The organism is Sporanaerobacter acetigenes DSM 13106 (genome assembly GCF_900130025.1).
Classification (GTDB): domain Bacteria; phylum Bacillota; class Clostridia; order Tissierellales; family Sporanaerobacteraceae; genus Sporanaerobacter; species Sporanaerobacter acetigenes.
Genome location: NZ_FQXR01000008.1, coordinates 54,606 through 79,144, shown reverse-complemented (window position 1 = coordinate 79,144; position 24,539 = coordinate 54,606). Strand labels below are relative to the sequence as shown.

Here is a 24,539-nt window from a genome sequence, read left to right as displayed (position 1 = left end):
CCCTACTTAAAAAATTCCTTCAATTTTGCAAGTCTTGGATCAACGTCTTCTATTACGCAATCACAATTTCCTTCATTTAAATTCTTTCCACATTTTGAACATAGTCCTTTGCAATCTTCACTACAAAGTCCCTTCATAGGTATAGATAAAATAATAGTATTTATAACTAAATCTCTCAAATCTATACTTGAATCTTCATAATAGATTGCATCTTCATCTTCATCGTCAAAATCTTTAGTTTGCGATTTTTCTATAAGTTTTCCTGACAAAACAGTACTTACTTCTTGAGTAAATTCTTTTAAGCAACGTGCACAATTTTCTATATATTTAAAGTGAACTTTACCGCTTAAATAGTCACTACCCTCTACTTTGTATATATCTCCTACTACATTTATTGATTCAGTAAATATTATTTTTCTTCCATTGACTTCAATACTATCAAGTTCAAGAGTCTCATCAAAATGTAAGCTTGCAGTAGTTTGGTCAAGAAACCTTGATAGATCTATATTCATCATTTTCACCTCTTAAATCTAACAAGTTTTATTATATAAAGGTAGAGAACATTTGTCAAGAAATATATTCTAACTAAGCTAATTCTTTGGTATCTCTTGCTATCATCAATTCTTCATTGGTTGGTACAACTAATATCTTAACTTTTGAAGAATCTTTACTAACTATAGCTTCTTTTCCCCTAATTTTATTTTTTTCAGCATCTAATTCTATATTTAATCCTTCTAATCCACTACAAACCATTTCTCTAATTTCTACTGAATTTTCTCCTATGCCTGCTGTAAATACTATAGCATCAACTCCGCCCATCAACATCATATAGGCTCCAATATATTTCTTAACTCTATTTACAAATACATCTAACGCAAGTTTAGCTCTTTTGTTTCCATTTTGAGCAGCTTCTTCTATATCTCTGAAATCACTGCTTACTCCTGAAATTCCCAACACTCCTGATTTTTTATTTAGGAGATTGTTTACTTCTTCCAATGACAATTTTTCTTTTTCCATAACAAAGGGAATTATAGCTGGATCCATATCTCCGCTTCTAGTTCCCATTGCTAGGCCTTCAAGAGGTGTAAAGCCCATACTTGTATCAACAGACTGTCCATTTTGAACAGCACAGATACTTGCACCATTTCCCAAATGACATGTGATTATCTTTAAATCCTTTATATCCTTCTTAAGTATTTCTGCAGTTCTCTTTGAAACATATTTATGAGATGTTCCATGAAAACCGTATTTTCTTATACCATATTTTTCATATAATTCATATGGCAATGGATAAATATAATTAGAATTTGGCATTGTCTGATGAAATGCTGTATCAAATACGCCAACCATTGGAGTATTTGGCATCAATTCTTTGCAAGCTTCTATTCCCATTATATTTGGTGGATTATGTAGTGGAGCTAACTCTACACATTCATTTAATGCTTTCATCACTTTATCATCAATTTTTACTGAACTTGCAAATTTTTCTCCACCATGTACAACTCTATGACCAACTGCACTTATTTCATCCATTGACTTAATAGCACCATGTTCTGGATCAACTAATGCATTTAATACAAGCTCTAAAACTACTTTATGATTAGACATAGGCTTTTCAATAATTACTTCTTCTTTTCCAGTGGTTTTATGTTTTATTCTTGAACCTTCTATTCCTATTCTTTCAGCTAAGCCTTTTGCCAATACTTTTTCCTCATTCATATCTATTAGCTGATATTTCAATGAAGAACTTCCACAATTTATGACTAATATGTTCATTTAATTATACCTCCTTCTTTTGTTTAAATATCACTATAAATCATATTATAATTATATTAAAAAATCAACTAATATAAATTTTGTGTTATAATTTAATAAAATATACCCAAAAAATAACATGGAGGAAATAAATGAAAGTTATTGGCTTAATTACTGAATACAATCCTTTTCACTACGGACATCTATATCATTTGAAAAAAGCAAAAGAAATCACAAATTCTGATTTTTCAATAGCTGTGATGAGCGGCTCTTTTGTTCAAAGAGGTGAGCCTTCCCTTGTAGACAAATGGACAAAAGCAAAAATGGCTATAGACAATGGAATAGACTTGGTGCTAGAATTGCCTACTATATATGCAGTACAAAGTGCAGAACTATTTGCCTATGGTGGTATAAAACTCTTAGATAGCTTGAATATTGTAGATTATCTTTGTTTTGGGAGTGAAGAGGGAAATATAGAATCTTTAAAGAAAATTGCCGAAATTTTAGTAGATGAGCCTAAAAATTTTAAGATAAAGCTTAAATATTATTTAGATAAGGGCAATTCATTTCCTGTTTCCAGGAGCATGGCTATTGACGAATATTTTAAAAATGATACTAATATAAATTTAAATCCAGCATCAATAATGAATTCTCCAAACAACATATTAGGAATAGAATATTTAAAGGCTCTTTACAAATACAATATTGACATAGTACCCATAACAATTAAAAGAATCGGTAGTGAATATAAAGAAGAGCAATTAAATAATAAAATAGCAAGTGCTACTGCCATAAGGAAAAAAGCATTAAAAAACAATTTGAGCGATTTAAAAAGCTATATTCCTTCTAACACTTATAATCATCTTGTGAATTATCTATCTCAATATAGTTCTTTAAATGCTTTGGAAAACTATTCCCAAATACTTCTATACCTTTTAAGAACTACTGATAAAAAATATTTGTCAAAAATAATGGATATGGAAGATGGATTAGAAAACAGACTTATACAATATAGTTTTAAATACAATGACATAAATCAAGTAATTGATAATATAGTTACAAAAAGGTATACAAGAACAAGAATCCAAAGAATACTTGCTCATTTAATGCTAAACTTAGATAAACCCACTTTTTTAAGACTAAACAATGTATATCCAAAATATATAAGAGCTCTAGGCATGAATAAAAATGGTATGAAATTGTTAAAAGAAATAAAAAATAATACAACAATCCCCATTATAAATAAATTTAGCGATTACAAGAAATACCATGATTCTATGCTAGAAGAAATGATTCATTATGATAAATTAGCTACAGATTTATTTTTCTTAGGATTACATGATGAAAAAAACAGATACGGAAATAAAGACTTTACCACATCTCCATATATAAAAACTCAAGGATGATTAATAGCTCCCTGAGTTTTTTTTCATATAACTATTTATAGCATTTTTTATTTCATCTATTTTTTCTATAGTAGCCTCATATCCGATTTCAACACATTCATCTACTCGTTCAAATTCTGAAGAATCTATATGAGAAAGTTGAGGTTCTATTATAACATCAGCATATATTTTATCTAATTCAACTATTTTTTTGGCCATAACATCCATAGATTGTTGAATTATATCAAAAACTTGAAATACTCTGCTTTGATAACTACTAAACCCTACATCTACTGCAATGACAACATCAGCACCTACATCTTTTAAAATAGAAATAGGGACTCTATCTACAACTCCCCCATCGACTAATGTTTTACTGTTATAAACTACAGGTTCAAAAATTCCAGGAATTGATATACTTGATCTAATAGCCTTGTATACTGGTCCCGTAGTAAATACAACTTCTTCTGCATTTTGCAGATCTGTAGCAACAATAATTATTTTCTTATCTAAATCTTCAATATTTTTCCCTCCAGTAATTATTTTAAGTATTTCTTCTATCTTTTCACCTTTTAAAATTCCCGTCTTAGGAATAGTAAAATCCATCCAAATCTTTTTATCTATCTGAATGGCCAAATTCTTTATCATTTCTGGATCAATTCCACAACAATATAGTCCTCCAATCAAGGCACCAGCACTACTACCAGAAACCATATCCACATAAATATCATTTTCTTCAAGGGCTTTTAATACTCCAATATGAGCAAAACCCCTAGCAGATCCAGATCCTAAAGCTATACCAATTTTAGGTTCATCGTTCATTAAAATCACCTCTTAGGCACATTATCTAAAAAAATCATATTGTTAAATTCAATTAAATATAAATATATAAGAAAACTAGAAATTTTCTATTGCTTATTAAAAAAATGGAGGCATTATCAATATGCAAATCAAAAAAAATAATATCTCAACTATAATATATATATTGATTAGCTTGTTTGTATTGTATAATATAATAATACACCCTCAAGATTGTATAAAAGCAGCTTCAAAAGGGCTATTGGCGTGGATAAATATTGTTGTTCCATCACTTTTCCCTTTTTTAGTCATCTCTGAATTACTTATAGGATTAGGTTTTGTAGATTTTATAGGTGTATTGCTAGAGCCTCTAATGGTTCCTATATTTAATGTATCTGGAAAAGGTGCATTTCCTTTTGCCATGAGTATTACCTCTGGTTATCCTGTAGGTGTAAAACTTGTAACACGATTAAGAAAAGATAAAAAAATATCAAAATCTGAAGCCCAAAGGCTTCTTTCCTTTTCAAGTACTTCAGGACCTCTATTCATGATTGGTGCCATATCTACAGGTATGCTAAACAACCCACTAATAAGCCCACTAATAGTATATCCACATTATTTAGGTGCAATTGCAGTTGGTGTACTATTTAGATTCTACAAGATGAAAGATGAAAAAATAAATTCTTCACCTAATAAAAATCTCTTTAAAAATGCTTTTAGAAAACTTTTCCAAGCAAAAAATAAAGATAATAGAAATCTTGGAAAAATACTATCTGATGGCGTTATAAATGGAGTCTCTTCTATAATTATAGTTGGTGGTTTCATTGTGTTTTATTCTGTACTAGTAGAAATACTATATATATCAAATTTCTTCAACATTTTTACTGAAATTTTTAATATTATACTTCCTTTAAACTTAAATCCTGAAGTGATAAAAGGTTTACTCACAGGTATGCTTGAAATAACTATAGGCTGCAAAGAAATTGCAGAATTAAATGGAGTATCTCTTTTATTTAAAATAGTCATAATAAATTTTTTAATTAGTTGGAGTGGATTTTCTATCCATAGTCAAGCCATGAGTTTTATCAATAGCACAGATTTAAATAGCAAATTGTATATGTTTTCAAAATTGCTACATGGATTATTTTCAGCAGGCTTTTCATACCTATTATATAATTTAAAATATAAAAATATAGTATATACTTCCTTTAGCTTTGAAACAAATTACCTAGAAATAATAACTTTTCCAAAGTGGTTAGACACTTTGAAAATATCACTTCAGTTAGGACTCTATATGTTAATTTTTGCTTTACTGTATGGATTTATAATGAGTTCAATAAATAATATAATATTAAATAAATAGATATTATTTCATTCCTCGCAATTCTTGCCTATTTTTATCTAATATATCAATTAAATCTTTTAGGTTTAATTGAGTCTCAGTCAAGATACTATCTGCATATTCTACTGCACCTAGTCTTATTTCTTTTGCATTTGTTTGAGCCTTTGACAAAATTTCTTCAGCTCTTTCTTGTGCTTTCTTTGTAATCTCATCTTCTTCTATTAACTCTTCAAGATGAGATTGTGCTTCTCCAACAATTGTATCTGCTTCTTTTTGAGCTTCTGCAAGTATTCTTTGTCTTTCTTCCTTTACCCAACTAGCTTGTTTCAACTCATCCGGCAATTGTATCCTTATCTCTTTAACAATCTCCAATATTTCTCCCTTATCCACCATAACCTTGCTAGAAAAAGGTACTGACGAACTGTCCTCAACAATATCTTCTAATTCATCAATTAATTCCAATACGTCCATTATTTACTTTGACCCCCTTTTAACTTTTCTTTTAAAGCTTTTTCAACTACATTAGGAACCAAACAAGAAACATCCCCACCAAACATTACAACTTCTTTTACTATACTAGAACTTAAATATGCATACTCGCCACTTGAAACCATAAATAAAGTTTCAATGTCTCCATACAGTTTTTTATTTACTAATGCCATCTGCATCTCATATTCAAAATCTGAAACTGCTCTTAATCCTCTGACCATAGTAGTAACGTTTCTTTCTTTAGCATAATCTATAAGAAGCCCAGAAAAATTGTCAATTTCTACATTATCATATTTCTTAACTGCTTGTTTCAACAATTCTGTTCTTTCTTCTACTGTGAATAAAGTTTTTTTTGAAGAATTATTTAATATTGCAACAATGACTTTATCAAATTTTTTTGAGCATCTTTCAATTATATCTAAATGTCCATTTGTTACAGGATCAAAGCTTCCTGGGTATATTACTATCATGAATTTACCTCCCCAATTAATTCTGCTTTTTCATATAAAATGTAATTGCCTTGTCACCATAAAATCTCTTATCCACTTCATTTAAGCAAAGTACACTTTTATCTATCAAAAGCTTACTTTCATGTTCTCCTATTATAATGCCTTTATCTTCTAAAATATTGTTTTCACAAACTATTTTTAATGTTTCTAATATTAACCCTTTCTCATAGGGTGGATCCATAAAAATATAGCCAAATTGGATGTTTTTCTTACCTAAAATTTTAATAGCTTTAAAAACATCATTTTTGTAAACATATGATTTAGATTTTAAGTTTGTTTCATATAAATTTTCATTAATTATTTTTATACTTGAAAGGGAATTATCTATAAAATAACATTCATTAGCTCCTCTACTTAGAAATTCTATGCCTATTCCTCCAGAACCAGCAAATAAATCTAATACTTTTGCTTCCACTCTTATATCGCCTAATATGTTAAACAGCGATTCCTTTATTCTATCTTGAGTTGGTCTAGTATCTAGTCCTTTTGGACTTTTAAGTTTATAACCTTTTTTGCTTCCTGAGATAATTCTCAACAAATCACTCCTTTTAATAATTTCATTTTAACACAATTTCAATTTATAATAAAACAATTATTAATTAAATATTATATCGTCTATTTTATCTTTAAACATTATTTTAATCTTTTCTCTAATTAAACAATACTCTTCATCTTTTAGATGAGGATCTTTAAGTATTATTTTACTAGCTTCACTTTGTGCCAATTTTAGTATTTCCATATCTGTAAATAAATTAGCTATTTTCAAATCAGGTAGTCCATGTTGTCTAGTTCCAAAAAATTCTCCAGGACCTCGCAATTCTAAATCCTTTTCTGATATTTTAAATCCATCATTAGTTTTTTGCATTATTCGCATTCTTTCTCTTGCAACTTTATTGTTTCCTTCATTTATCAATATGCAATATGATTGATATTCTCCCCTGCCAACTCTCCCTCTTAGCTGATGTAGCTGTGAAAGTCCAAACCTCTCTGCATTATATATAACCATAATATTAGCATTTGGTACATTGACTCCTACTTCTATGACTGTAGTAGAAACAAGTATATCAATCTTTCCATCTTTAAATTTATTCATTATATTGTCTTTTTCATCTGCTTTCATTTTGCCATGAAGTAAGCCCACTTTAAAATCGGTAAATGTTTCATCTTTAAATTTATCATATATTTCTAAAGCTGCACGTATATTCAATGTATCAGATTCTTCAATAAGTGGACAAACTATATAAGCTTGTCTGCCTTCACGAATTTGTTTCTTCACAAATTCATTCACTCTTCCTAACATATTGAAACCAACAGCATAAGTTTCTATTGCTTTTCTTCCAGGAGGCAATTCATCAATTATTGAAATATCCAAATCCCCATACAATATCAAAGCCAAAGTTCTTGGAATAGGAGTAGCAGTCATGACAATTATATCTGGATTTAATCCTTTTTGTGAAAATATAGCTCTCTGTCTAACACCAAATCTATGCTGCTCATCAGTAATAGCAAGACCTAAATTTTTAAACTGAACATTATCTTGAATGATTGCATGAGTCCCAACTAGTATATCTATTTCACCATTTTTAAGCTTATCTAGAACTTCCTCTTTCTTTTTGTTAGATAAACTACCTACTAATAACTCACATTTCATTCCGTATTTTTCCATCATGTGGCTTATGTTTTCATAATGCTGTGAGGCAAGAATCTCCGTAGGTGCCATCATTGCAGATTGATAACCAGATTTCCATGCCTTAAACATAGCAAGTGCCGCTATTACAGTTTTACCTGAACCTACATCGCCTTGAATTAATCTATTCATTTGCTTATCAGATTCCATATCCTTCTCAATTTCTTTAAAAACTTTTTTTTGTGCATTAGTAAGTTGAAAAGGTAATCTAGATATAAAGTCTTCTACTTCTTCAACTGCATCAAATTTAATTCCTAAATTGTCAAATTTGACATTGTTCTTTATCATAAAAAGACCTAATTGCAATACCAACAGTTCTTCAAAAACTAATCTCTCTCTTGCCCTTTTATAGCTTTCCCCATTTTTAGGAAAATGGACGTTTAAAATTGCTTGTTTTACTGGCATCAAATCAAGTTTTGACAACATGTCTTTAGGAAAAATCTCCACTATTTTATCTATGTAGTCTTTTAAAACATTTTTCATTATTAAAACCATTTCATTGTTGGTTAAATTTTCAGTTAGTGAATATATAGGTACAATACTACCAACTTTATCTTTGTAACTATTTTTCTTTTCAAAAACAGGATTTGAAATTTGAACTTCATTTCCAATCCTTTTTATTTTACCATTTACATTTAATTCTTCGCCTATATTAAATTTATCCGCTAGATAGTCTTGATTAAACCATATTAAATAAGCTATTCCAGTCTCATCTTTTACAGGTACCTTCAAAATAGAAAGATTTTTTCTTGGTCTTAAAACAGAAGGATAACCTGCTACATACACTTTTAAACTTACTTTCTGTCCATGAGAACAATCTCTGATTCTACTAAAGTTTCTTCTATCTTCATAGCTTCTTGGAAAATAATAAATCAGATCTTCTACAGTATGTATATTTAGCTTTCTCAATTTGCTCGCTCTCTTTGGTCCTACTCCTTTTACATATTGAACTGACATGGACAATCTATCCATTATAACACCTCAAACAATATATTTCCCCTACCTTTTAAAGTAGGGGATAAATGATTATTCAACTGAAAAAATATAATAATATATTGGTTGACCTCCATAAATAACTTCAATATCGCAATCCTTAAATTCTTTCTCTGCCAATTCTCCAAGTTTATTGGCTTCTTTTTCTTCAATAGTATTTCCATAAAATATAGTTATTAATTCAGTATCTTCGTCAACCATTTTTTTAAGTAATTCTAAAGATGTTTCTTGAATATCTTTACCGGAAGATTTGATATCACCTTTGCATATTCCTATTATGTCATCTTTACTGATTTTTGTTCCATTTATCTCAGTATTTCTAACAGCATAAGTTACTTGCCCTGTTTTTACATTCTGTACTGCTGATTTCATATTATCTAGATTTTCTTCAACATTAACTTCTGCATTAAAAGCAAGTAGTGCAGATATGCCTTCTGGAATACTTTTAGTTGGAAATACATGAACTTTTCTTTCACTCATCTTTTGAGCTTGTTCTGCTGCCAATACTATATTCCCATTGTTAGGAAGTATAATTATATCTTCTCCTTCAACTTCTTTTATTCCATTTAGTATATCTTCAGTACTAGGGTTCATAGTTTGACCACCAGGTATTATAAAGTCCACATTTAAATCCTTAAATACACTAGCAATTCCATCTCCCATAGCTACAGTGATAAAACTATACTTCTTTTTTTCTTTTTTTTCATTTAAATTTATCACCTTGTTGTCAATACAATCACAATCTTCCTCAACTAGCAAATTCCTGTGCTGAACTCTCATATTATCAATTTTTATGTCGTGTAACTCTCCTATGGATAATCCTTTCTCTAATACTAGTCCAGGATTATTGGTATGAACATGAACTTTAATAAGATCATTTCCTCCTACAACCAAAAGAGAGTCACCATATTTTGAAAGTTCTTGTTTGAAATTTTCTACATCTTCCTTAGTATTTTTGACAATAAATTCAGTACAATAACCAAATTTTATTTCACCAGTAGATAGTTCCTTTTTAAAATGTGTGTCTTCAGATTTTTTGCTTGCTACAGTTTCATATTTTATTTCTCCATTGGTGGTCAAGGCTTTAAAAGCACCAGCAAGTATTACCATCAATCCCTTTCCACCTGCATCAACTACACCAGCTTCTTTAAGTACTGGCAACATATCAGGGGTTTTATTGAGGGCAATATTGCCTTGTTGAATTACCTTATCTAAAAAAATAACAATGTCTTTTTCATTCTTAGACAAAGTAATTGCGGCTTCAGCGCACTCTCTAGCAACTGTAAGTATAGTCCCTTCAGTAGGTTTCATTACAGCTTTATATGCAGTATCAGAAGCAAGTTTAAAAGCTTTGGCTAATTCTTTTGCATCTGCTTTTTCTTTGCCTTTCAGTCCATTAGCTAGTCCTCTAAAAAGCTGAGATAATATAACACCAGAATTTCCCCTCGCACCCATAAGAGAACCGTTACTAGCTGCCATCGCTACCTTTTCAACACTATATTCATTTAAATTCAATATTTCCTTCATAGCTGATTGAAAAGTTAAAGACATATTTGTTCCAGTATCTCCATCTGGTACAGGAAATACATTTAACGCATTGACTTCCTCTTTGCTTTGTTCCAAAAAATTAGCTGCTCCAATAAATGCTTTTTTAAGTAAAATACCATCTACAAACTGAATTTTCAAATCTTTTACCTCCCTATACTACTTTTGAACATTGATTCCTTGTACATATACATTTATATTACCCACTTTTAATCCGGTTAAATTTTCTACATTGTATTTTACTTTTTCAATTATATTTCCTGCAACCACTGAAATTTTTACTCCATATTGGAGTATCACATGTAAATCAATATTAACCTCATTTTCTTGTGAAATTATTTTTACACCTTTTGATAAATTTTCCCATTTTACCATTTCAAAAAAACCATCAGTTGCATTTTTACTAGCCATTCCCACAATACCATAACATTCCATAGCTGAAAGTCCTGCAATAGTTGCTATAACATTATCATCTATACTAACAGAACCAAGATTAGTTGTGAATTTACCTGGCATATAAATCTCCTCCTTAATTTTTATTTGCTCATGTTTATATTTTACCTTATTGTATTAAATAGTTCAACTATTGCCAATTTAAGTTTTTATATTTAAATCTATATTGCAATAATCTCACCTATTGTGTTAAAATATATTGTGTTATCTTATGTAAATATATGTACTGTTTAAAATAATATTTGCAACAGTCATTTAAGGAGGTGTTTTATATGGCTAAATATTGTGAAATATGTGGAAAAGGAAAAGTCTATGGAAATCAAGTGACTTTCTCAAATAAGAAAAACAACAGAACTTGGGCTCCTAATGTTAGAAGAGTTAAAGCTATTGTAGATGGTTCTCCAAAGAGAATTTATGTTTGTACAAGATGCCTTAGATCTGGAAATGTTACTAGAGCACTTTAAAAAAGAGGGCTTCCAATGTCACGCAAAGGAAGCCTTTTTTTATCCACATTTTATAAGATATATTCCAAAAATCATTATTACAAAGCCAATTAAAAACAACCAAAAACTCATTGGAATAACTTTTGCTATAATTAAGATCCCAATAAGCACCAAAATTATTCCTAATATTTTTTTATTTGAATACTTGCGAAAATGTCTTTTCCAAAATTTCTTCATAAACACCACCTCATAAATAACTTATACTACATATTATTCTTTGATTAATAGTTAGTTCCAAAAAAGATTGTTACGAAAAAAGCCCCTTTTAGGGGCTTAATCTTTAGATACAATAACGAGGCAAGTGCCGTTTAAAACTTCTATAATTCCTTTTTCTTTGACAATCTGATTGCTGACACCCAAAGTAGAGGAAAATTCAAATAAAACTTCATTTGTTTCATACAAAAACCCTTTTAAAGTCACTTTGGCTCCATTAGAACTAATAGGAATTACAGAAACGAAAGTTCCTTCTTTCCTTTTTAATTCTAAAACACTATTAGTTATATAAATTGTGTTTTTATCATCAACTATTATTCCTCTTATATCTCTTTTAAGTAGCTTATTTAATAAGTATAGATTAGCCAATGTATGATCAATTCTTGAGCCAGTAACGCCCATAAAGATAATTTCATCCATTCCTTTATCTATTAAATATTCAATTGCTAATTCCGTATCTGTATAGTCTTTATGAGTACTATATTTCAGGATAGGAACATTTTCAGTATTTATAATATTTAAAGTGTCATCATTTATAGAATCCAAATCGCCAACTACCAAATCTGGTATAAAACCAATTTTAGCAATATGATTTGCACCTCCATCGGCACATACAATCATATCTACACTTTTAGCAATAGATTTTAACAAATTTAGATTTGAAATTTCACCATTCGAAACAATAAGTCCTTTCATGAAAATCCTTCCAATTCCATTTATTTTTTTATATTACTTAGAGGTTTCCATAGTAATATAAGTATTATAGTAGAAATAATAAACTCTGGCAACAAGTAACTTCCATTATATATAGCTGAATAAACCCAAGGGTTTTGTTCTCCGGCATATTCAGCAAAAAATATAACACCTGAAAGTAAATGTGAAACAAATCTACCACTTATAGATAATAATACCCCCAAAATTGTTAGAAGATAACTTTGCTTATGCATACTCTTATTATCCAATTTAGCAATACCAGCAAGTCCTAAAAATCCAAAAGCAATTGGATAGTCTAAAAAAAACTGTATAGGATAATATACTTGTGGATCAAGAATGCATTGCAACACTCCATATAAACTTCCTACAAGTATACCAGGTCCTACTCCCCATCTCATAGCAAAAATCATAATTGGAATCATACTCCCTGCTGTCACTGAACCTCCTTGAGGCATTTTAAATACTCGGACATAACTCAATAATGTTGCTAATGCAATCATTATGCCTCCTTCAGCAAGCATTTTTACATTCCACTTCTTTTCCATTTTCCTCATCCTCCTATAAATATAATTAATTTAAAAATTAAACCCATCACCTGAAGTAAGGTAATGGGTTTGTATACAAACTGACAAATCACTTCCCTCCGCTAGTATTACCTAGTTCAGGTTCAAGGGTCGGAATTTTAGTTCCCTCTCAGCCAAAAGGCTCCCCCAGTGTTACATATTAAATTAAATTCAAATTAATTGTATCACAAATAGCCAAAAATGTACATTAAATATTCTTAAACATCTTTGTTCGTTGAACAACATCTTCCGCACCATAGATTCCTGAACCAACAACTAATATATCCACACCTAAATCTATGATTTCCTTTGCGTTGTCTAATTTAACTCCTCCATCTACTTCTATTTTAATATCTAAATTGTTGTCATCTATTGTTTTTCTTAATCTTTGTATTTTTCTTTTCATTGCTGGTATAAAGGATTGTCCACCAAAACCTGGATTTACTGTCATTATCAATACCATATCAATGTCCTCAAGAACATATTCGATACTTTCAAGTGAAGTAGAAGGATTCAATGCCACGCCCACTTTTTTGTCATAACTTTTTATATACTGAATAGTTCTATGTAAATGTGTAGTAGACTCTGCATGAACAGTGATAATATCTGCACCAGCTACTATAAAATCTTCAATATACCTTTCTGGTCTATCGATCATCAAATGTACATCAAAAGGAACTTCTGTGACAGCTTTAATTTTTTTGATAACTGGTGGTCCAAAAGTAATGTTTGGAACAAAAATACCATCCATAACATCTAGATGAATAAAATCTGCTCCTCCTTCTTCAACTTTTCCTATTTCTTCTTTTAAATTGCTGAAATCCGCTGATAAAATAGACGGTGAAATTTTTGCCATATCAGTACCTCCTAATACTTTTTATCTCATCTACAAAGCTCAAATAATTCTCATATCTAGTTTTTCCTATATTTTCTTCTTCTACTTGCCTTTTTACTTCACATTCTGGTTCATTTATGTGTAAACAACTATTAAATCTACACATATGGCTATATTTTTTAATTTCTTTAAAATAGTACTGCACATCTTCTACATTTTGAATAAAATCAATATTTAGAGAACTAAATCCAGGAGTATCTAATATGTATCCTCCAATATCTAATTCCATAAGTTCTACATGTCTAGTAGTATGTTTACCTCTTTTAGTTTTATCACTTATTTCACCAGTTTTCAATTCTAATCCTGGCTGAATTTTATTTATCAAAGAAGACTTTCCCACACCTGAAGGTCCCGCAAAAACTGTTATATTATCCTTAAGAATACTCTTCAGTTCTTCAACTCCAATAGATTTTTTGCAACTTGTAGTTATTACTCTATATCCTGCTTTAGCATATGTGTCAATAAAAATATTGGTCTTTAAGTCCTCTTCCAAATCAATTTTATTAAACACAATTGTTATATATAAATTTTCTTTCTCCGCCAATAGCAAAAACCTGTCCAGTAACCATAAATTTGGATTTGGATTTTTTATACTCATAACAATTACAGCTTGAGTTACATTCGAAACTGGTGGCCTATGAAGTTGTGTTTTTCTTTCCAATATTTCCTCTACATAACCTGTTTTATCTGTAGTTTTTTCTCTGATTATAACTTTATCCCCAACAAGGGGAGTAATATTTTTCTCTCTAAAAACTCCCCTTGCTCTACATTCATATATACCATCTAAAGTTTTTACATAATAAAAGCCACCAATACCTTTAACTATAGTTCCTTCTAGCATATATTCCTCCTGATTTTATTGTTTGCCATAAGTATCATAAAAATTACCATCAAAATACACATCAAATTTTGCATTTGGCTTTCCCTTAACAGGAATAATTAAATTTTCTTCAGTCACATTGTGTACTTGATTATATACCTGTTCAGTCACACCATCTTGTATTCTAAATACCTTAACTTCTGTCTGGCTTCTATCTTGAGGAAGACTAATACTAAGATTCATAGGTATTTCCTCGTTTTGATTTTCATTACTCTTTTCTTCGTCTTTTTTCTTTTCTGGTCCATCGCTTACATATATATCAACTACAGTATTTTCTTCTAATTCTGTTCCACTTTCATAACTCTGCCATATAACTGTACCTTTTGGAACTTCGTCACTAAATTGGGGGTCAGCTTTACCTAATACTAATCTATTTGCTACTATTGCCCTTTTAGCTTCATTTTCTTTCATCCCAACTAGCTTAGGCATAATAGTCATTTTCTTTTCTGGGCCTTGGCTCACAACCAATTTCACTTTAGTTCCTTCTTTTACTTCTTCATAAGGCTCAGGATCTTGGCTTATGACTATATTTATAGGAATTTTGTCATCATTTCTAAACTCAACATCTTCATCTAAACTTCTTTCTTTTAACAATAAGCTTGCTTCATTGATATCTTTATTTATTAAATTTGGAACTTTGACTAATTTTCCACCTTTACTTACCTTCACTTTAATTGGATAATTTTTCTTAACAACTGTACCTGGTTCTTTACTTTGATAAACAATCTTATTTTCTTCAAACTCACTACTATATACTGTATCTTCTACTTCAAATTTAAGACCCATTCCTTCAATTTCTTCTCTAGCCTTATCTACATCCCACCCTACAATATCTGGAACTTCTATTTCTTTTGATGAAAACCCATCTTTAAATTTATAAATTCCAAAAGCTAATCCTGTTGTCAATAAAAAAGCAAGAAATACAGCCCAAAAAATTACCCTTTTCCCGCCATTGTTGCTACCTTTGTTTGATTTCTTCTTCTTAGGTTTAGTTTTCATTTCCTCATTTTCTCCCTCATCTTTCACTATAGGTATGATTCTAGTAGCTGAATCAAGCGTATCTATGTTATCTACAAAATTCATGTCTTCTTTAGAGTATTTTACTTTTCTCAAATCTTTTAAGAGTTCACTAGCATTTTGATATCTTTCATTTTGATTTTTTCTAACACATTTCATAATTATATATTCAATATTTTTAGGCACACTACTGTCAATTTCTGTAGGTGGTACAATTTCTTCTTGTATATGCTTTAATGCTACTGATATAGGACTTTCACCTTCAAATGGAACCTTTCCAGTTATCATTTCATACATTACAATTCCAAGAGAATAGATATCTGATTTTTCATCTGTAAATCTTCCTCTAGCTTGTTCTGGAGAAAAATAATGAACAGATCCAATCACAGTAGAAGTATTAGTCATAGTACTTGCGTTTGCCGCCCTTGCAATGCCAAAGTCAGTTACCTTAATTCTGCCATCCCGTGTAACCATAATATTGTGAGGTTTTATGTCTCTATGAACAATATGATTCCTATGTGCATGTTCCAGCGCTTCTGCAATTTGAATCGAATACTCTATTGTTTCTTTGGCTGTCAATTTTCCTTTTTCATCAATGACTTCTTTTAATGTCTTTCCATCTATATATTCCATGACAATATAATAAATATCATCTTCCATCCCAACATCATAGATACTAACAATATTAGGATGAGATAAACTAGCAGCAGCTTGAGATTCTCGCCTAAATTTATTTATGAACTCTTCATCATTTATAAATTCTTCTCTCAATACCTTTACAGCCACATATCTATTAAGCAGCCTACATCTAGCCTTATATACTACAGCCATTCCTCCGCCGCCAATTTTTTCGATTATTTCATAACGTCCACCCAAAACTTTTCCAATCATTTTGTCACCCCAATTCATACAATTTTCATAGCTATTACTGTTATATTATCTAGCCCACCCAAATCATTAGCCTTTTTAATTAAATCATTACATGATTCTTGCATATTACTTCCAACTAATAACAAATTTTTAATTTCGTTTTCTTCAATCATACTAGTTAATCCATCAGTACACATCAAAAGTATATCATCATTTTTTATTTCTACAAATTTAATATCAACATCTATCTCTTCACTTGTCCCTACTGCTCTAGTTATAATATTTCTCTGTGGATGATATTGAGCTTCTTCTTTACTTATACTGCCTTTTTTAACCAGTTCTGCAACAAGAGAGTGATCATCAGTTAATTGCATAAGTCCATTATCTCTAACCAAATAAGCTCGACTATCTCCAACATGACCAATAAAAACTTTACCATTTAAAAAATATGCCATAGTTAAAGTTGTACCCATTCCGTTGTATTGTTCATTACTTATAGCTTTCTTGTAGATTTTATCATTTGCTCTATTAATAGATTCTTCGATAAAAGATATTAGATTTTCTTCATTGTCTAATAAATTTTGTTTCTTTTTATCAAGAAAAAAATCTTTAACTATTTCTACTGCCATGCAACTAGCTACTTCACCAGCTTTATGTCCTCCCATACCATCTGCTACTATAAATAGCGGAAAATCCATTCTTTGAGAGTAAAAATAAGAATCTTGATTATTTTCCCTAGCTTTTCCTATGTCTGAACAAACTCCTATTTGCATACCATCACCTCACTAAATAAATTGAGCCTAGATGTGATCTTCTTTACTTATGTATTTTCTCCTTAATTGTCCACAAGCAGCATTTATATCTGAACCCATTTCTCTTCTTATGGTAACTGGAATCCCACTTTTAGTTAATTCTCTTTTGAACATTTCGATAGTATTTTTATTAGCTTTGTCTTTAGCAAATTCTTCAATTGGATTTAAGGAAATCAAATTTACATGACAAAGAAGTCCTTTTAGTATTCTACTTAATTCGTTTAAATCCTCTTTTCTATCATTTATTTCCTTGATTAAAGTATATTCAAAAGTTATCCTTCTATTGGTCTTATTTATATAATATCTACAGGCCTCTAAAAGTTCATCTAATGAATAAGCTTTTGCTATAGGCATTATCCTTTTTCTTTCTTCATTAAAGGGTGAATGAAGAGAAATAGACAATGTAATTGGCAATTCTTGTTCTGCCAATTTATATATCTTAGGCACCACCCCACAAGTAGATAATGTAATGTTTCTATAGCTTAAATTTTGGCCATTTTCATCATGCAATATATTTAAAAATTTAATCACATTTTCATAATTATCTAAGGGTTCGCCACTTCCCATTAAAACAATATTACTTAATTTTATATCTAAATCATTCTGTATATTATATACCTGGCTAAGTATTTCTCCAGAACTTAAATTTCTTATAAGGCCTCCTTTTGTAGAAGCACAAAAAGCACATCCCATCTTACATCCTACTTGAGTTGATATGCAAGCAGTTGTTCCATGTTTATATTCCATAGCAACACTTTCAATTATATTGGCATCCTCCAACTTAAACAAATATTTTTTTGTATTGTCAAGTTTTGAATCATATCTTTCAGCAATACTTATATCGCTAATACTAAAATTTTCATTCAGCTTGTCCCTAAGACTTTTAGATAGAACAGTTATATCTTCTATGGAATTCACCATGTTTTGGTGTATAAATTTAAAAGTTTGTATTGCTCTATATTCCTTTTGTCCCATTTCAACGAATATTGATTTCATTTCATCTAAAGAAAAGGACTTTAAATCATTATAGTACAAAAAACCCCTCCTAACTTTTTCTTAATTAAATATTATATCACAGTCAACAAAAATTTATCTATAATTCTTTAAAAGTTTGGCTACGAAAAAACCATCAGTACCATGTATATGTGGAAATAACTCAATATATCCATCCTTAGCTGTGCTTACATTTTCCTTCGAATCCAATAAATTGTCAACACTAACTAATTTAAAATCTTCATTTTCACTAATAAATTTATTTATAATATCAATGTTTTCTTCTCTTTCTATACTGCAAGTACTATACACAAGTGTTCCCCCAGACTTTAAATATTTGCTAGCATTTTTTAATATCTTATACTGAATATCACTCATATTTACAATATCGTTTTCTGTTCTATTCCATTTTATTTCTGGTCTTCTTCGTATCATTCCTAATCCAGTACATGGTGCATCTATCAATGCATAGTCTACTTTCTCAATTAAATTTTCATCTAATTCTATAGAATCAAATTTTTCTGTTTTAATAATATCTATTCCAAGTCTATTTGAATTTTCCTGAACTAGTTTTAGTTTATGTTCATAAATATCTCTAGCTAAAATTTTCCCATGGTTATTCATTTTTTGAGCAATATGAGTAGTTTTACCTCCTGGAGCACTGCATAAATCTAAAACCAGACTACCTTCCTTAGGATCCAAAATTTGAGATACAAGCATACTGCTTTCATCTTGTATGATAAAGAAACCAGCTTTAAATTCTTCAATATCTATAATTCCTTGTGGATTCTCTATTATCAATCCGTCACTAGCATAGTTGGTGTTAGAAACAATATAACCCTTACTTTCTAATATATATTTTAGTTGTTCCCTTTTTATTTTCAATGTGTTGATCCTTATATTCAATTTAGGTCTAGTATTATTTGCCCTACACAAATCTTCCGTAAATTCTTCTCCAAATTCCTCTAGCCATCTATTTATCATCCATTCTGGATGTGAGTACTTTATCCTTAAATACTCTTTTTTATCTTCTAAATCTATTTCTCTAATACTATCTTTATTTCTAGATACATTTCTAAGCAATCCATTTACATACTTCGCAGAACCAATATGAGAATATTTTTTTGCTAATTTAACTGATTCATTAACTGCTGCACTATCTGGAATTTTATCCATAAGCACGATTTGATATACCCCCATTCTCAATATTTCTAATATGATTGGTTCAATTTTTTTTAATTTAATCTTTGAAAATTTTTTTATTACCCAATCTAAATACAATCTATTTTCTAATACACCGTATACCAGCTCCCTAACAAAATTTTCATCTAATTTACTTAATTTCTCTCTTCCAATTTTATTTAAAACAATATTCGAATATGCACCTTTTTCATCTATTTCTATTAATATATTTAAAGCAACTTCTCTAGCATTTTTTGTCATTTCATTCCCTCCAAAAACATTATACACAAATATAACAAAAAAATAAGGGGGCAAACCCCCTTTAATCTCTTCTATTCGATAATGAAATAAGTCTTAAAAGCTGACCTATCGCTACCAATGTTGCAGCTACATAAGTCAATGCAGCTGCCTTTAGAACTTCTTTTGCAGGACCTATTTCATTTGCAGACACAATTCCAGATTCTAATTGTGCCAAAGCCCGATTACTTGCATTAAATTCTACTGGCAAAGTAACAACTTGAAAAAGAACTATGCCCAAATATAAGATTATCCCTACTTCTAACAATAATGGACTTATAGCAAAACCTAACAAAATAAAAATCCATACAAATCTTGCCCCAATACTCGCAATAGGTGCAATATTATTTCTTAAAATCAATGGAAAATAGCCTTCTCCATGCTGAATAGCATGGCCTACCTCATGAGCAGCTACGCTCAATGCAGCTATTGAAGTTCCATTGTATACATCATAAGACAATCTGATAACCTTGGTTCTAGGATCATAGTGATCTGTAAGTTGTCCCCCAGCTTGTTCTATTCTTACATCATATAAACCATTTCTATCTAATATCATTCTAGCCACTTCTCTACCCGTATAGCCTGAATAACTAGATACCCTAAGGTATTTGCTAAAAGTATTGTTTACTTTGGCCTGTGCATATAGAGACAATATTAGTGCTGGAATGAGCAAATACAAATATGTTCCGGATCCACCATAATAATATCCACCATACATTTTAAATAGCCTCCTTTACAGGTTATTTATATAAAATACTATTTAAGTATTGTACCTTCTTCAATGGTATTTCCTCTAATATATTCCTCAACCTGTAATTTCTTTTTCCCCGGAAATTGTAATTCTTCAATCACAATAGTCGAATCACTGCAGTTGACAAATACACCTTCATTGGAAACTTTGACTATTTCTCCAATCTCACCATCTTTATATTTATCTATTATACTCACTTCATGTATTTTTATATTCAAATCATTGTAAAAAGTATAAGCAAAAGGCCAAGGTTTTAGACCTCTAACAAGGTTTCTTATATCTTTCCCTGATTTATTCCAATCAATTTTACCTGATTTTTTATCTAGCATAGGTGCATATGTGGATTTTGAGTGGTCTTGCTTGACCGCTACTATGCTTTCATCTACTATTCCCATTAATCCTTCAATGATAAGTTCTCCACCAAGTTTTGAAAGTTTGTCATGAATAGTTATAGAATCATCTGCTTCAGTTATTGGTATGCTTTTCTTTAAAAGAATATCTCCAGAATCCAGTCCTTCTTCCATTTTCATAATAGTTATTCCCGTTTCATCTTCACCATTTATTATTGCCCAATTTATCGGAGCTGCACCTCTATATCTAGGTAATAATGAAGCATGTATATTTATACAACCATATCTAGGTATTGAAAGAATTTCACTTTTAAGTATTTGTCCATAAGCTGCTACAACTATAAAATCTGGATTTATCTCATTTATTCTTTGAATGCATTCTTCGCAATTTATTTTTTTAGGTTGATATATTTCTAAATTCAATTCTTGAGCTTTTTTCTTTACTGGAGTAGGTAATAGTTTTTTACCCCTACCCTTTGGTTTATCTTCTTGAGAAACAACTAATGGAATATTAAAACCTGAGTTGAATAGTGTCTCTAGTGGATGCACAGCAAATTCAGGTGTTCCCATATATACTATATTCATTTTAAACACACCTACTCTTCTTCTATCATTTTATCGATGAAAAGTATTCCATCTAAATGGTCTATTTCATGACAAAGAGCTCTTGCTAAAAGTCCAGTACCTTCAATTATCTTTTCATTCCCATCTATATCAAGATATTTAACTTTAACTCTTTCAGGTCTTATTACCTTGCCTGAACTCCCAGGTATACTTAAGCATCCTTCAAAATCTATGTTTTCTCCTTCAACTTCGAGTATTTCTGGATTGACTAGTTTCAATAGTCCTTCACCTACGTCTATAACTACAGCTTTTCTTAAAATACCAACCTGAGGTGCAGCTAAACCTACACCTTCACTTTTGTACATCGTTTCAACCATATCATCCAATAAAGTCTTTATCCTATCATTTATATCAGTTATTTCTCTTGATTTTTTCCTCAGTATAGGATCCTCTAAATACCTTATTTGTCTTACTGCCATATTTTATTCCCCCTACAATATAGAATTTGGATTTACATCTATATTAAATTTTATACCTTTATAATGCTTACTTTGACTATTGTCTATACATACCCTTTTTATAACACCTTTTAACAGGTCTAAATCATTTTTATTGCATTTAAAAAGTATTTGCCATCTATAATTGTTTTTAAGTTTTTCTAATGGTGCCGGATTTGGTCCAAATATATTTTCTACTAAATCACGTCTAGATTCTTTTTCTAATTGTTTTACAATATCACTATGCACCTTTTTAGCAGAATTTATCACTCTTTCTTCTTCTGGACCATATATAACTATATCTAGTATATCAATAAAAGGTGGATATTTAAATTCTTTTCTCATCATTATTTCAGTTTCATAAAACTCATTGTATTCATAATTTTTAGCCATTTGTATACTAAAATGACTTGGATTGTATGTTTGAACTATGACTTTTCCCTCAAAATCTCCTCTTCCTGCTCGCCCACCTACTTGAGTTAGAAGTTGAAATGTTCTTTCTGCTGACCTAAAATCGGGTAAATTCAAGCTAGTATCAGCAGCTATAATCCCTACCAAGGTGACTAATGGAAAATCTAAACCTTTAGTTATCATCTGAGTACCAATTAAAATATCAATTTCTCCTTTTTTCATCCTATTTAGTATTTTAATATGACTATTTTTTTTAGAAGTGGTATCTAAGTCCATTCTAGCTACTCTGGCTTGAGGAAAATAGTTTTTTATAGTCTCCTCAATTTTTTCAGTACCAATTCCAAAATACTTTATATATTTGCTCCCACACTTAGGACAAACTTCCGGAGGTTTTAAACTCATTCCACAATAATGACATTTTAATTTATTTTCTTTGAAGTGATAGGTCATAGAAACATCACAATTATCGCATTTAACTACATAACCACATTTCCTACAGGATACAAAAGTTGAATATCCCCTTCTATTTAAAAATAATATCGTTTGCTTTTTGTTCTTTAAATTTTCCTCTATTGCCTTATATAATTCAATACTTAATATTGACTTGTTTCCTTTGTCTAGTTCTTCCCTCATATCTATTATACTCATCATAGGTAGATTTTTATTATTTATTCTTTCATCTAAAGTTAGAAGTTTTATTTCACTTAATTTAGTCCTGTAATAAGTTTCTATAGAAGGAGTAGCTGTTCCTAAAACTAAAGAAGCTCCCTCAATTTCACATCTTTTTTCTGCTACCTTAATGGCATCATATTTAGGATTCATACTAGATTTGTAGCTATTTTCATGCTCTTCATCTATTATGATAATTCCTAAATTGTTAAAAGGTGCAAAAACAGCACTTCTAGCTCCAACTGCAATCTTGACTTTGTCTTCTTTTATTCTTCGCCATTCATCAAATCTTTCTCCATTAGAAAGTTTGCTATGTAATACTGCTACATTGTCTCCAAACCTTCCTACAAATCTTTCAACTGTTTGAGGAGTTAAAGATATTTCTGGGACCAATACTATTGCTTGTTTTCCACTCGCAATTATTTTTTCAATCAATTGCAAATAAATTTCTGTTTTCCCACTGCCAGTAACACCATGAATTAAAAACTTATCACATTTTCCCTTTTTTATGTCACTGTAAATAGTTTCAACACAATATTTTTGTTGTTTTGTAAGTTCATGTTTATTGTATTTGCAAATATCGTCAGGAATAGGATCTCTTAAGACTTCCTTTTCATAAATTGCTACTTTTCCTTTTTCCTCTAATGTTTTTACAACGCTTAAAGATGTATTAGTTGTTCTTAAAAGTTCTTTCATTGAAATCTCATCTATATTATATAGAAATTCTAAAATCTCAATCTGCTTATTAGCTCTTTTATCTATATCTAAAAGCAGTTCATCAAGTAAAACTTCCCTATTACATAGATGAACATACCTCTCATACTTTTTTCTGATTTTAGTATCTATTTCTAATGTTGTTCTTATTAGTCCTTTTTCTTCTAATGAAATGACTTTTCTTCGCAAGTTTTTATCTTTATTTAATTTCTTTAAATTTTCAAAACTAATTCCATCATTTTTAATTAATATATCGAAAATTTCTTTTTCTTTTGGTCCTAAATCACCTATTTTTTCTTTCCACTCTTTTTTAAGGTTTATATAGGTATTTATTTCTTTAATGTTTCCTGGTGGCATTACAAGATGAAGTGCATCCAAATATGACGATAAATAATAGTCTCTCATCCAAAAACTTAAATCTATCATCTCTTTAGAAATAATAGGTTTATCATCAAGTACATCCTCAATATATTTAAATTTAGTAAACTCTTTCTCATATTCTTCTATATTTATTACAATTCCTTTAATGAGTCGATTTCCCATGCCAAAAGGAACAACAACTCTCATTCCTTCTCTGATGTCTTCTAACATTTCTTCCTTTATCAAATAAGTATATGGTTTGTCCGTATTTGAAGTTTTGTTGTCCACAATCACTTGAGCAATAAATTTCTTCATCATTACCAATCCT

At 30.1% G+C, this 24,539-nt stretch carries 24 protein-coding genes and 1 riboswitch; of the genes, 3 read left to right on the top strand and 21 right to left on the bottom strand.

From position 1 onward, the window contains the following. Positions 1–2: 2 nt before the first annotated feature. Both BUA21_RS09275 and BUA21_RS09270 read right to left on the bottom strand, forming a co-directional pair. On the bottom strand, positions 3–512 hold the full coding sequence (locus BUA21_RS09275) for a YceD family protein (protein ID WP_072744547.1): 510 nt from the start codon (positions 510–512) through the stop codon (positions 3–5). Between the two features lie 73 nt (positions 513–585). Then, complete coding sequence (locus tag BUA21_RS09270) at positions 586–1,776, bottom strand: acetate/propionate family kinase (RefSeq protein WP_072744546.1); 1,191 nt, start codon at positions 1,774–1,776, stop codon at positions 586–588. Positions 1,777–1,907: 131 nt separating this feature from the next. On the opposite strand from BUA21_RS09270, the gene BUA21_RS09265 reads away from it, so the two are divergent. Next, positions 1,908–3,161, top strand: coding sequence for a nucleotidyltransferase (locus BUA21_RS09265; protein ID WP_072744545.1), 1,254 nt, complete (start codon positions 1,908–1,910; stop codon positions 3,159–3,161). Here the strand turns inward: BUA21_RS09265 and BUA21_RS09260 are convergent, their stop codons facing one another. Further along, entirely contained in the window at positions 3,162–3,962 is an 801-nt protein-coding gene (locus BUA21_RS09260) for a patatin-like phospholipase family protein (RefSeq protein WP_072744544.1), read from the bottom strand. 121 nt (positions 3,963–4,083) lie between these two features. Between BUA21_RS09260 and ylbJ the strand changes: the two genes are divergently transcribed. Beyond that, positions 4,084–5,301, top strand: a complete 1,218-nt coding sequence (gene ylbJ, locus BUA21_RS09255) for a sporulation integral membrane protein YlbJ (protein WP_072744543.1) — start codon at positions 4,084–4,086, stop codon at positions 5,299–5,301. Between the two features lie 3 nt (positions 5,302–5,304). Here the strand turns inward: ylbJ and BUA21_RS09250 are convergent, their stop codons facing one another. From BUA21_RS09250 to BUA21_RS09225, 6 genes are read right to left on the bottom strand one after another with little or no spacing between them, the layout of a single operon-like run. Next, the gene (locus BUA21_RS09250; RefSeq protein ID WP_072744542.1) at positions 5,305–5,751 is read right to left on the bottom strand and encodes an ATPase; all 447 of its coding nucleotides are present in this window, start codon (positions 5,749–5,751) and stop codon (positions 5,305–5,307) included. Next, entirely contained in the window at positions 5,751–6,239 is a 489-nt protein-coding gene (gene coaD, locus BUA21_RS09245) for a pantetheine-phosphate adenylyltransferase (RefSeq protein ID WP_072744541.1), read from the bottom strand. The genes BUA21_RS09250 and coaD overlap by 1 nt, the downstream gene beginning before the upstream one ends. A 16-nt stretch (positions 6,240–6,255) precedes the next feature. Next, positions 6,256–6,816: a 16S rRNA (guanine(966)-N(2))-methyltransferase RsmD gene (gene rsmD, locus BUA21_RS09240; RefSeq protein ID WP_268801911.1), complete on the bottom strand. Its 561-nt coding sequence runs from the start codon at positions 6,814–6,816 to the stop codon at positions 6,256–6,258. A gap of 57 nt (positions 6,817–6,873) precedes the next feature. Further along, positions 6,874–8,937, bottom strand: a complete 2,064-nt coding sequence (gene recG / locus BUA21_RS09235; protein WP_072744539.1) for an ATP-dependent DNA helicase RecG — start codon at positions 8,935–8,937, stop codon at positions 6,874–6,876. Between the two features lie 54 nt (positions 8,938–8,991). Next, positions 8,992–10,644, bottom strand: coding sequence for a DAK2 domain-containing protein (locus tag BUA21_RS09230; RefSeq protein ID WP_072744538.1), 1,653 nt, complete (start codon positions 10,642–10,644; stop codon positions 8,992–8,994). Positions 10,645–10,662: 18 nt separating this feature from the next. Beyond that, positions 10,663–11,019 carry an Asp23/Gls24 family envelope stress response protein gene (locus BUA21_RS09225; RefSeq protein WP_072744537.1) on the bottom strand — a complete coding sequence of 119 codons (357 nt, stop codon included), beginning with the start codon at positions 11,017–11,019 and terminating at the stop codon, positions 10,663–10,665. Between the two features lie 209 nt (positions 11,020–11,228). Here BUA21_RS09225 and rpmB point away from each other — a divergent pair, with 209 nt between their 5' ends. Next, entirely contained in the window at positions 11,229–11,420 is a 192-nt protein-coding gene (rpmB, locus tag BUA21_RS09220) for a 50S ribosomal protein L28 (RefSeq protein WP_072744536.1), read from the top strand. A 312-nt stretch (positions 11,421–11,732) separates the two neighbouring features. On the opposite strand, the gene BUA21_RS09215 is transcribed toward rpmB, so the two are convergent. From BUA21_RS09215 to priA, 12 genes are all read right to left on the bottom strand, one after another. Beyond that, positions 11,733–12,368, bottom strand: a complete 636-nt coding sequence (locus tag BUA21_RS09215; protein ID WP_072744535.1) for a thiamine diphosphokinase — start codon at positions 12,366–12,368, stop codon at positions 11,733–11,735. Positions 12,369–12,388: 20 nt separating this feature from the next. Beyond that, the gene (thiT, locus tag BUA21_RS09210) at positions 12,389–12,931 is read right to left on the bottom strand and encodes an energy-coupled thiamine transporter ThiT (protein ID WP_072744534.1); all 543 of its coding nucleotides are present in this window, start codon (positions 12,929–12,931) and stop codon (positions 12,389–12,391) included. Positions 12,932–13,007: 76 nt separating this feature from the next. Beyond that, positions 13,008–13,108, bottom strand: a riboswitch (TPP riboswitch). Positions 13,109–13,157: 49 nt separating this feature from the next. After that, positions 13,158–13,805, bottom strand: coding sequence for a ribulose-phosphate 3-epimerase (rpe, locus tag BUA21_RS09205; protein WP_072744533.1), 648 nt, complete (start codon positions 13,803–13,805; stop codon positions 13,158–13,160). Between the two features lies 1 nt (position 13,806). Beyond that, positions 13,807–14,685 (bottom strand): ribosome small subunit-dependent GTPase A, encoded by an 879-nt coding sequence (gene rsgA / locus BUA21_RS09200; RefSeq protein ID WP_072744532.1) that lies wholly within the window; start codon positions 14,683–14,685, stop codon positions 13,807–13,809. 15 nt (positions 14,686–14,700) lie between these two features. Further along, entirely contained in the window at positions 14,701–16,632 is a 1,932-nt protein-coding gene (gene pknB / locus BUA21_RS09195) for a Stk1 family PASTA domain-containing Ser/Thr kinase (protein WP_072744531.1), read from the bottom strand. Positions 16,633–16,646: 14 nt separating this feature from the next. Next, a complete protein-coding gene (locus BUA21_RS09190; protein ID WP_072744530.1) occupies positions 16,647–17,384 on the bottom strand; it encodes a Stp1/IreP family PP2C-type Ser/Thr phosphatase in 738 nt (245 codons plus the stop codon). 27 nt (positions 17,385–17,411) lie between these two features. Further along, positions 17,412–18,458, bottom strand: coding sequence for a dual-specificity RNA methyltransferase RlmN (rlmN, locus tag BUA21_RS09185; RefSeq protein WP_132995901.1), 1,047 nt, complete (start codon positions 18,456–18,458; stop codon positions 17,412–17,414). A 54-nt stretch (positions 18,459–18,512) separates the two neighbouring features. Then, positions 18,513–19,859 (bottom strand): 16S rRNA (cytosine(967)-C(5))-methyltransferase RsmB, encoded by a 1,347-nt coding sequence (gene rsmB, locus BUA21_RS09180; protein WP_072744593.1) that lies wholly within the window; start codon positions 19,857–19,859, stop codon positions 18,513–18,515. Positions 19,860–19,920: 61 nt separating this feature from the next. Further along, positions 19,921–20,613 (bottom strand): zinc metallopeptidase, encoded by a 693-nt coding sequence (locus BUA21_RS09175; protein ID WP_072744529.1) that lies wholly within the window; start codon positions 20,611–20,613, stop codon positions 19,921–19,923. A gap of 38 nt (positions 20,614–20,651) precedes the next feature. Beyond that, a complete protein-coding gene (gene fmt, locus BUA21_RS09170; RefSeq protein WP_072744528.1) occupies positions 20,652–21,581 on the bottom strand; it encodes a methionyl-tRNA formyltransferase in 930 nt (309 codons plus the stop codon). An 11-nt stretch (positions 21,582–21,592) separates the two neighbouring features. Then, positions 21,593–22,039 carry a peptide deformylase gene (gene def, locus BUA21_RS09165; RefSeq protein ID WP_072744527.1) on the bottom strand — a complete coding sequence of 149 codons (447 nt, stop codon included), beginning with the start codon at positions 22,037–22,039 and terminating at the stop codon, positions 21,593–21,595. Between the two features lie 12 nt (positions 22,040–22,051). Continuing rightward, the gene (gene priA, locus BUA21_RS09160) at positions 22,052–24,526 is read right to left on the bottom strand and encodes a primosomal protein N' (protein WP_072744526.1); all 2,475 of its coding nucleotides are present in this window, start codon (positions 24,524–24,526) and stop codon (positions 22,052–22,054) included. Positions 24,527–24,539 lie beyond the last annotated feature (13 nt).

Coding starts and splice junctions, on each gene's coding strand:
- BUA21_RS09275 (WP_072744547.1), bottom strand. CDS start 512: ATGAATATAGATCTATCAAGGTTTCTTGACCAAACTACTGCAAGCTTA.
- BUA21_RS09270 (WP_072744546.1), bottom strand. CDS start 1,776: ATGAACATATTAGTCATAAATTGTGGAAGTTCTTCATTGAAATATCAG.
- BUA21_RS09265 (WP_072744545.1), top strand. CDS start 1,908: ATGAAAGTTATTGGCTTAATTACTGAATACAATCCTTTTCACTACGGA.
- BUA21_RS09260 (WP_072744544.1), bottom strand. CDS start 3,962: ATGAACGATGAACCTAAAATTGGTATAGCTTTAGGATCTGGATCTGCT.
- ylbJ (WP_072744543.1), top strand. CDS start 4,084: ATGCAAATCAAAAAAAATAATATCTCAACTATAATATATATATTGATT.
- BUA21_RS09250 (WP_072744542.1), bottom strand. CDS start 5,751: ATGGACGTATTGGAATTAATTGATGAATTAGAAGATATTGTTGAGGAC.
- coaD (WP_072744541.1), bottom strand. CDS start 6,239: ATGATAGTAATATACCCAGGAAGCTTTGATCCTGTAACAAATGGACAT.
- recG (WP_072744539.1), bottom strand. CDS start 8,937: ATGGATAGATTGTCCATGTCAGTTCAATATGTAAAAGGAGTAGGACCA.
- BUA21_RS09225 (WP_072744537.1), bottom strand. CDS start 11,019: ATGCCAGGTAAATTCACAACTAATCTTGGTTCTGTTAGTATAGATGAT.
- rpmB (WP_072744536.1), top strand. CDS start 11,229: ATGGCTAAATATTGTGAAATATGTGGAAAAGGAAAAGTCTATGGAAAT.
- BUA21_RS09215 (WP_072744535.1), bottom strand. CDS start 12,368: ATGAAAGGACTTATTGTTTCGAATGGTGAAATTTCAAATCTAAATTTG.
- thiT (WP_072744534.1), bottom strand. CDS start 12,931: ATGGAAAAGAAGTGGAATGTAAAAATGCTTGCTGAAGGAGGCATAATG.
- rpe (WP_072744533.1), bottom strand. CDS start 13,805: ATGGCAAAAATTTCACCGTCTATTTTATCAGCGGATTTCAGCAATTTA.
- rsgA (WP_072744532.1), bottom strand. CDS start 14,685: ATGCTAGAAGGAACTATAGTTAAAGGTATTGGTGGCTTTTATTATGTA.
- pknB (WP_072744531.1), bottom strand. CDS start 16,632: ATGATTGGAAAAGTTTTGGGTGGACGTTATGAAATAATCGAAAAAATT.
- BUA21_RS09190 (WP_072744530.1), bottom strand. CDS start 17,384: ATGCAAATAGGAGTTTGTTCAGACATAGGAAAAGCTAGGGAAAATAAT.
- rsmB (WP_072744593.1), bottom strand. CDS start 19,859: ATGACAAAAAATGCTAGAGAAGTTGCTTTAAATATATTAATAGAAATA.
- BUA21_RS09175 (WP_072744529.1), bottom strand. CDS start 20,613: ATGTATGGTGGATATTATTATGGTGGATCCGGAACATATTTGTATTTG.
- fmt (WP_072744528.1), bottom strand. CDS start 21,581: ATGAATATAGTATATATGGGAACACCTGAATTTGCTGTGCATCCACTA.
- def (WP_072744527.1), bottom strand. CDS start 22,039: ATGGCAGTAAGACAAATAAGGTATTTAGAGGATCCTATACTGAGGAAA.
- priA (WP_072744526.1), bottom strand. CDS start 24,526: ATGAAGAAATTTATTGCTCAAGTGATTGTGGACAACAAAACTTCAAAT.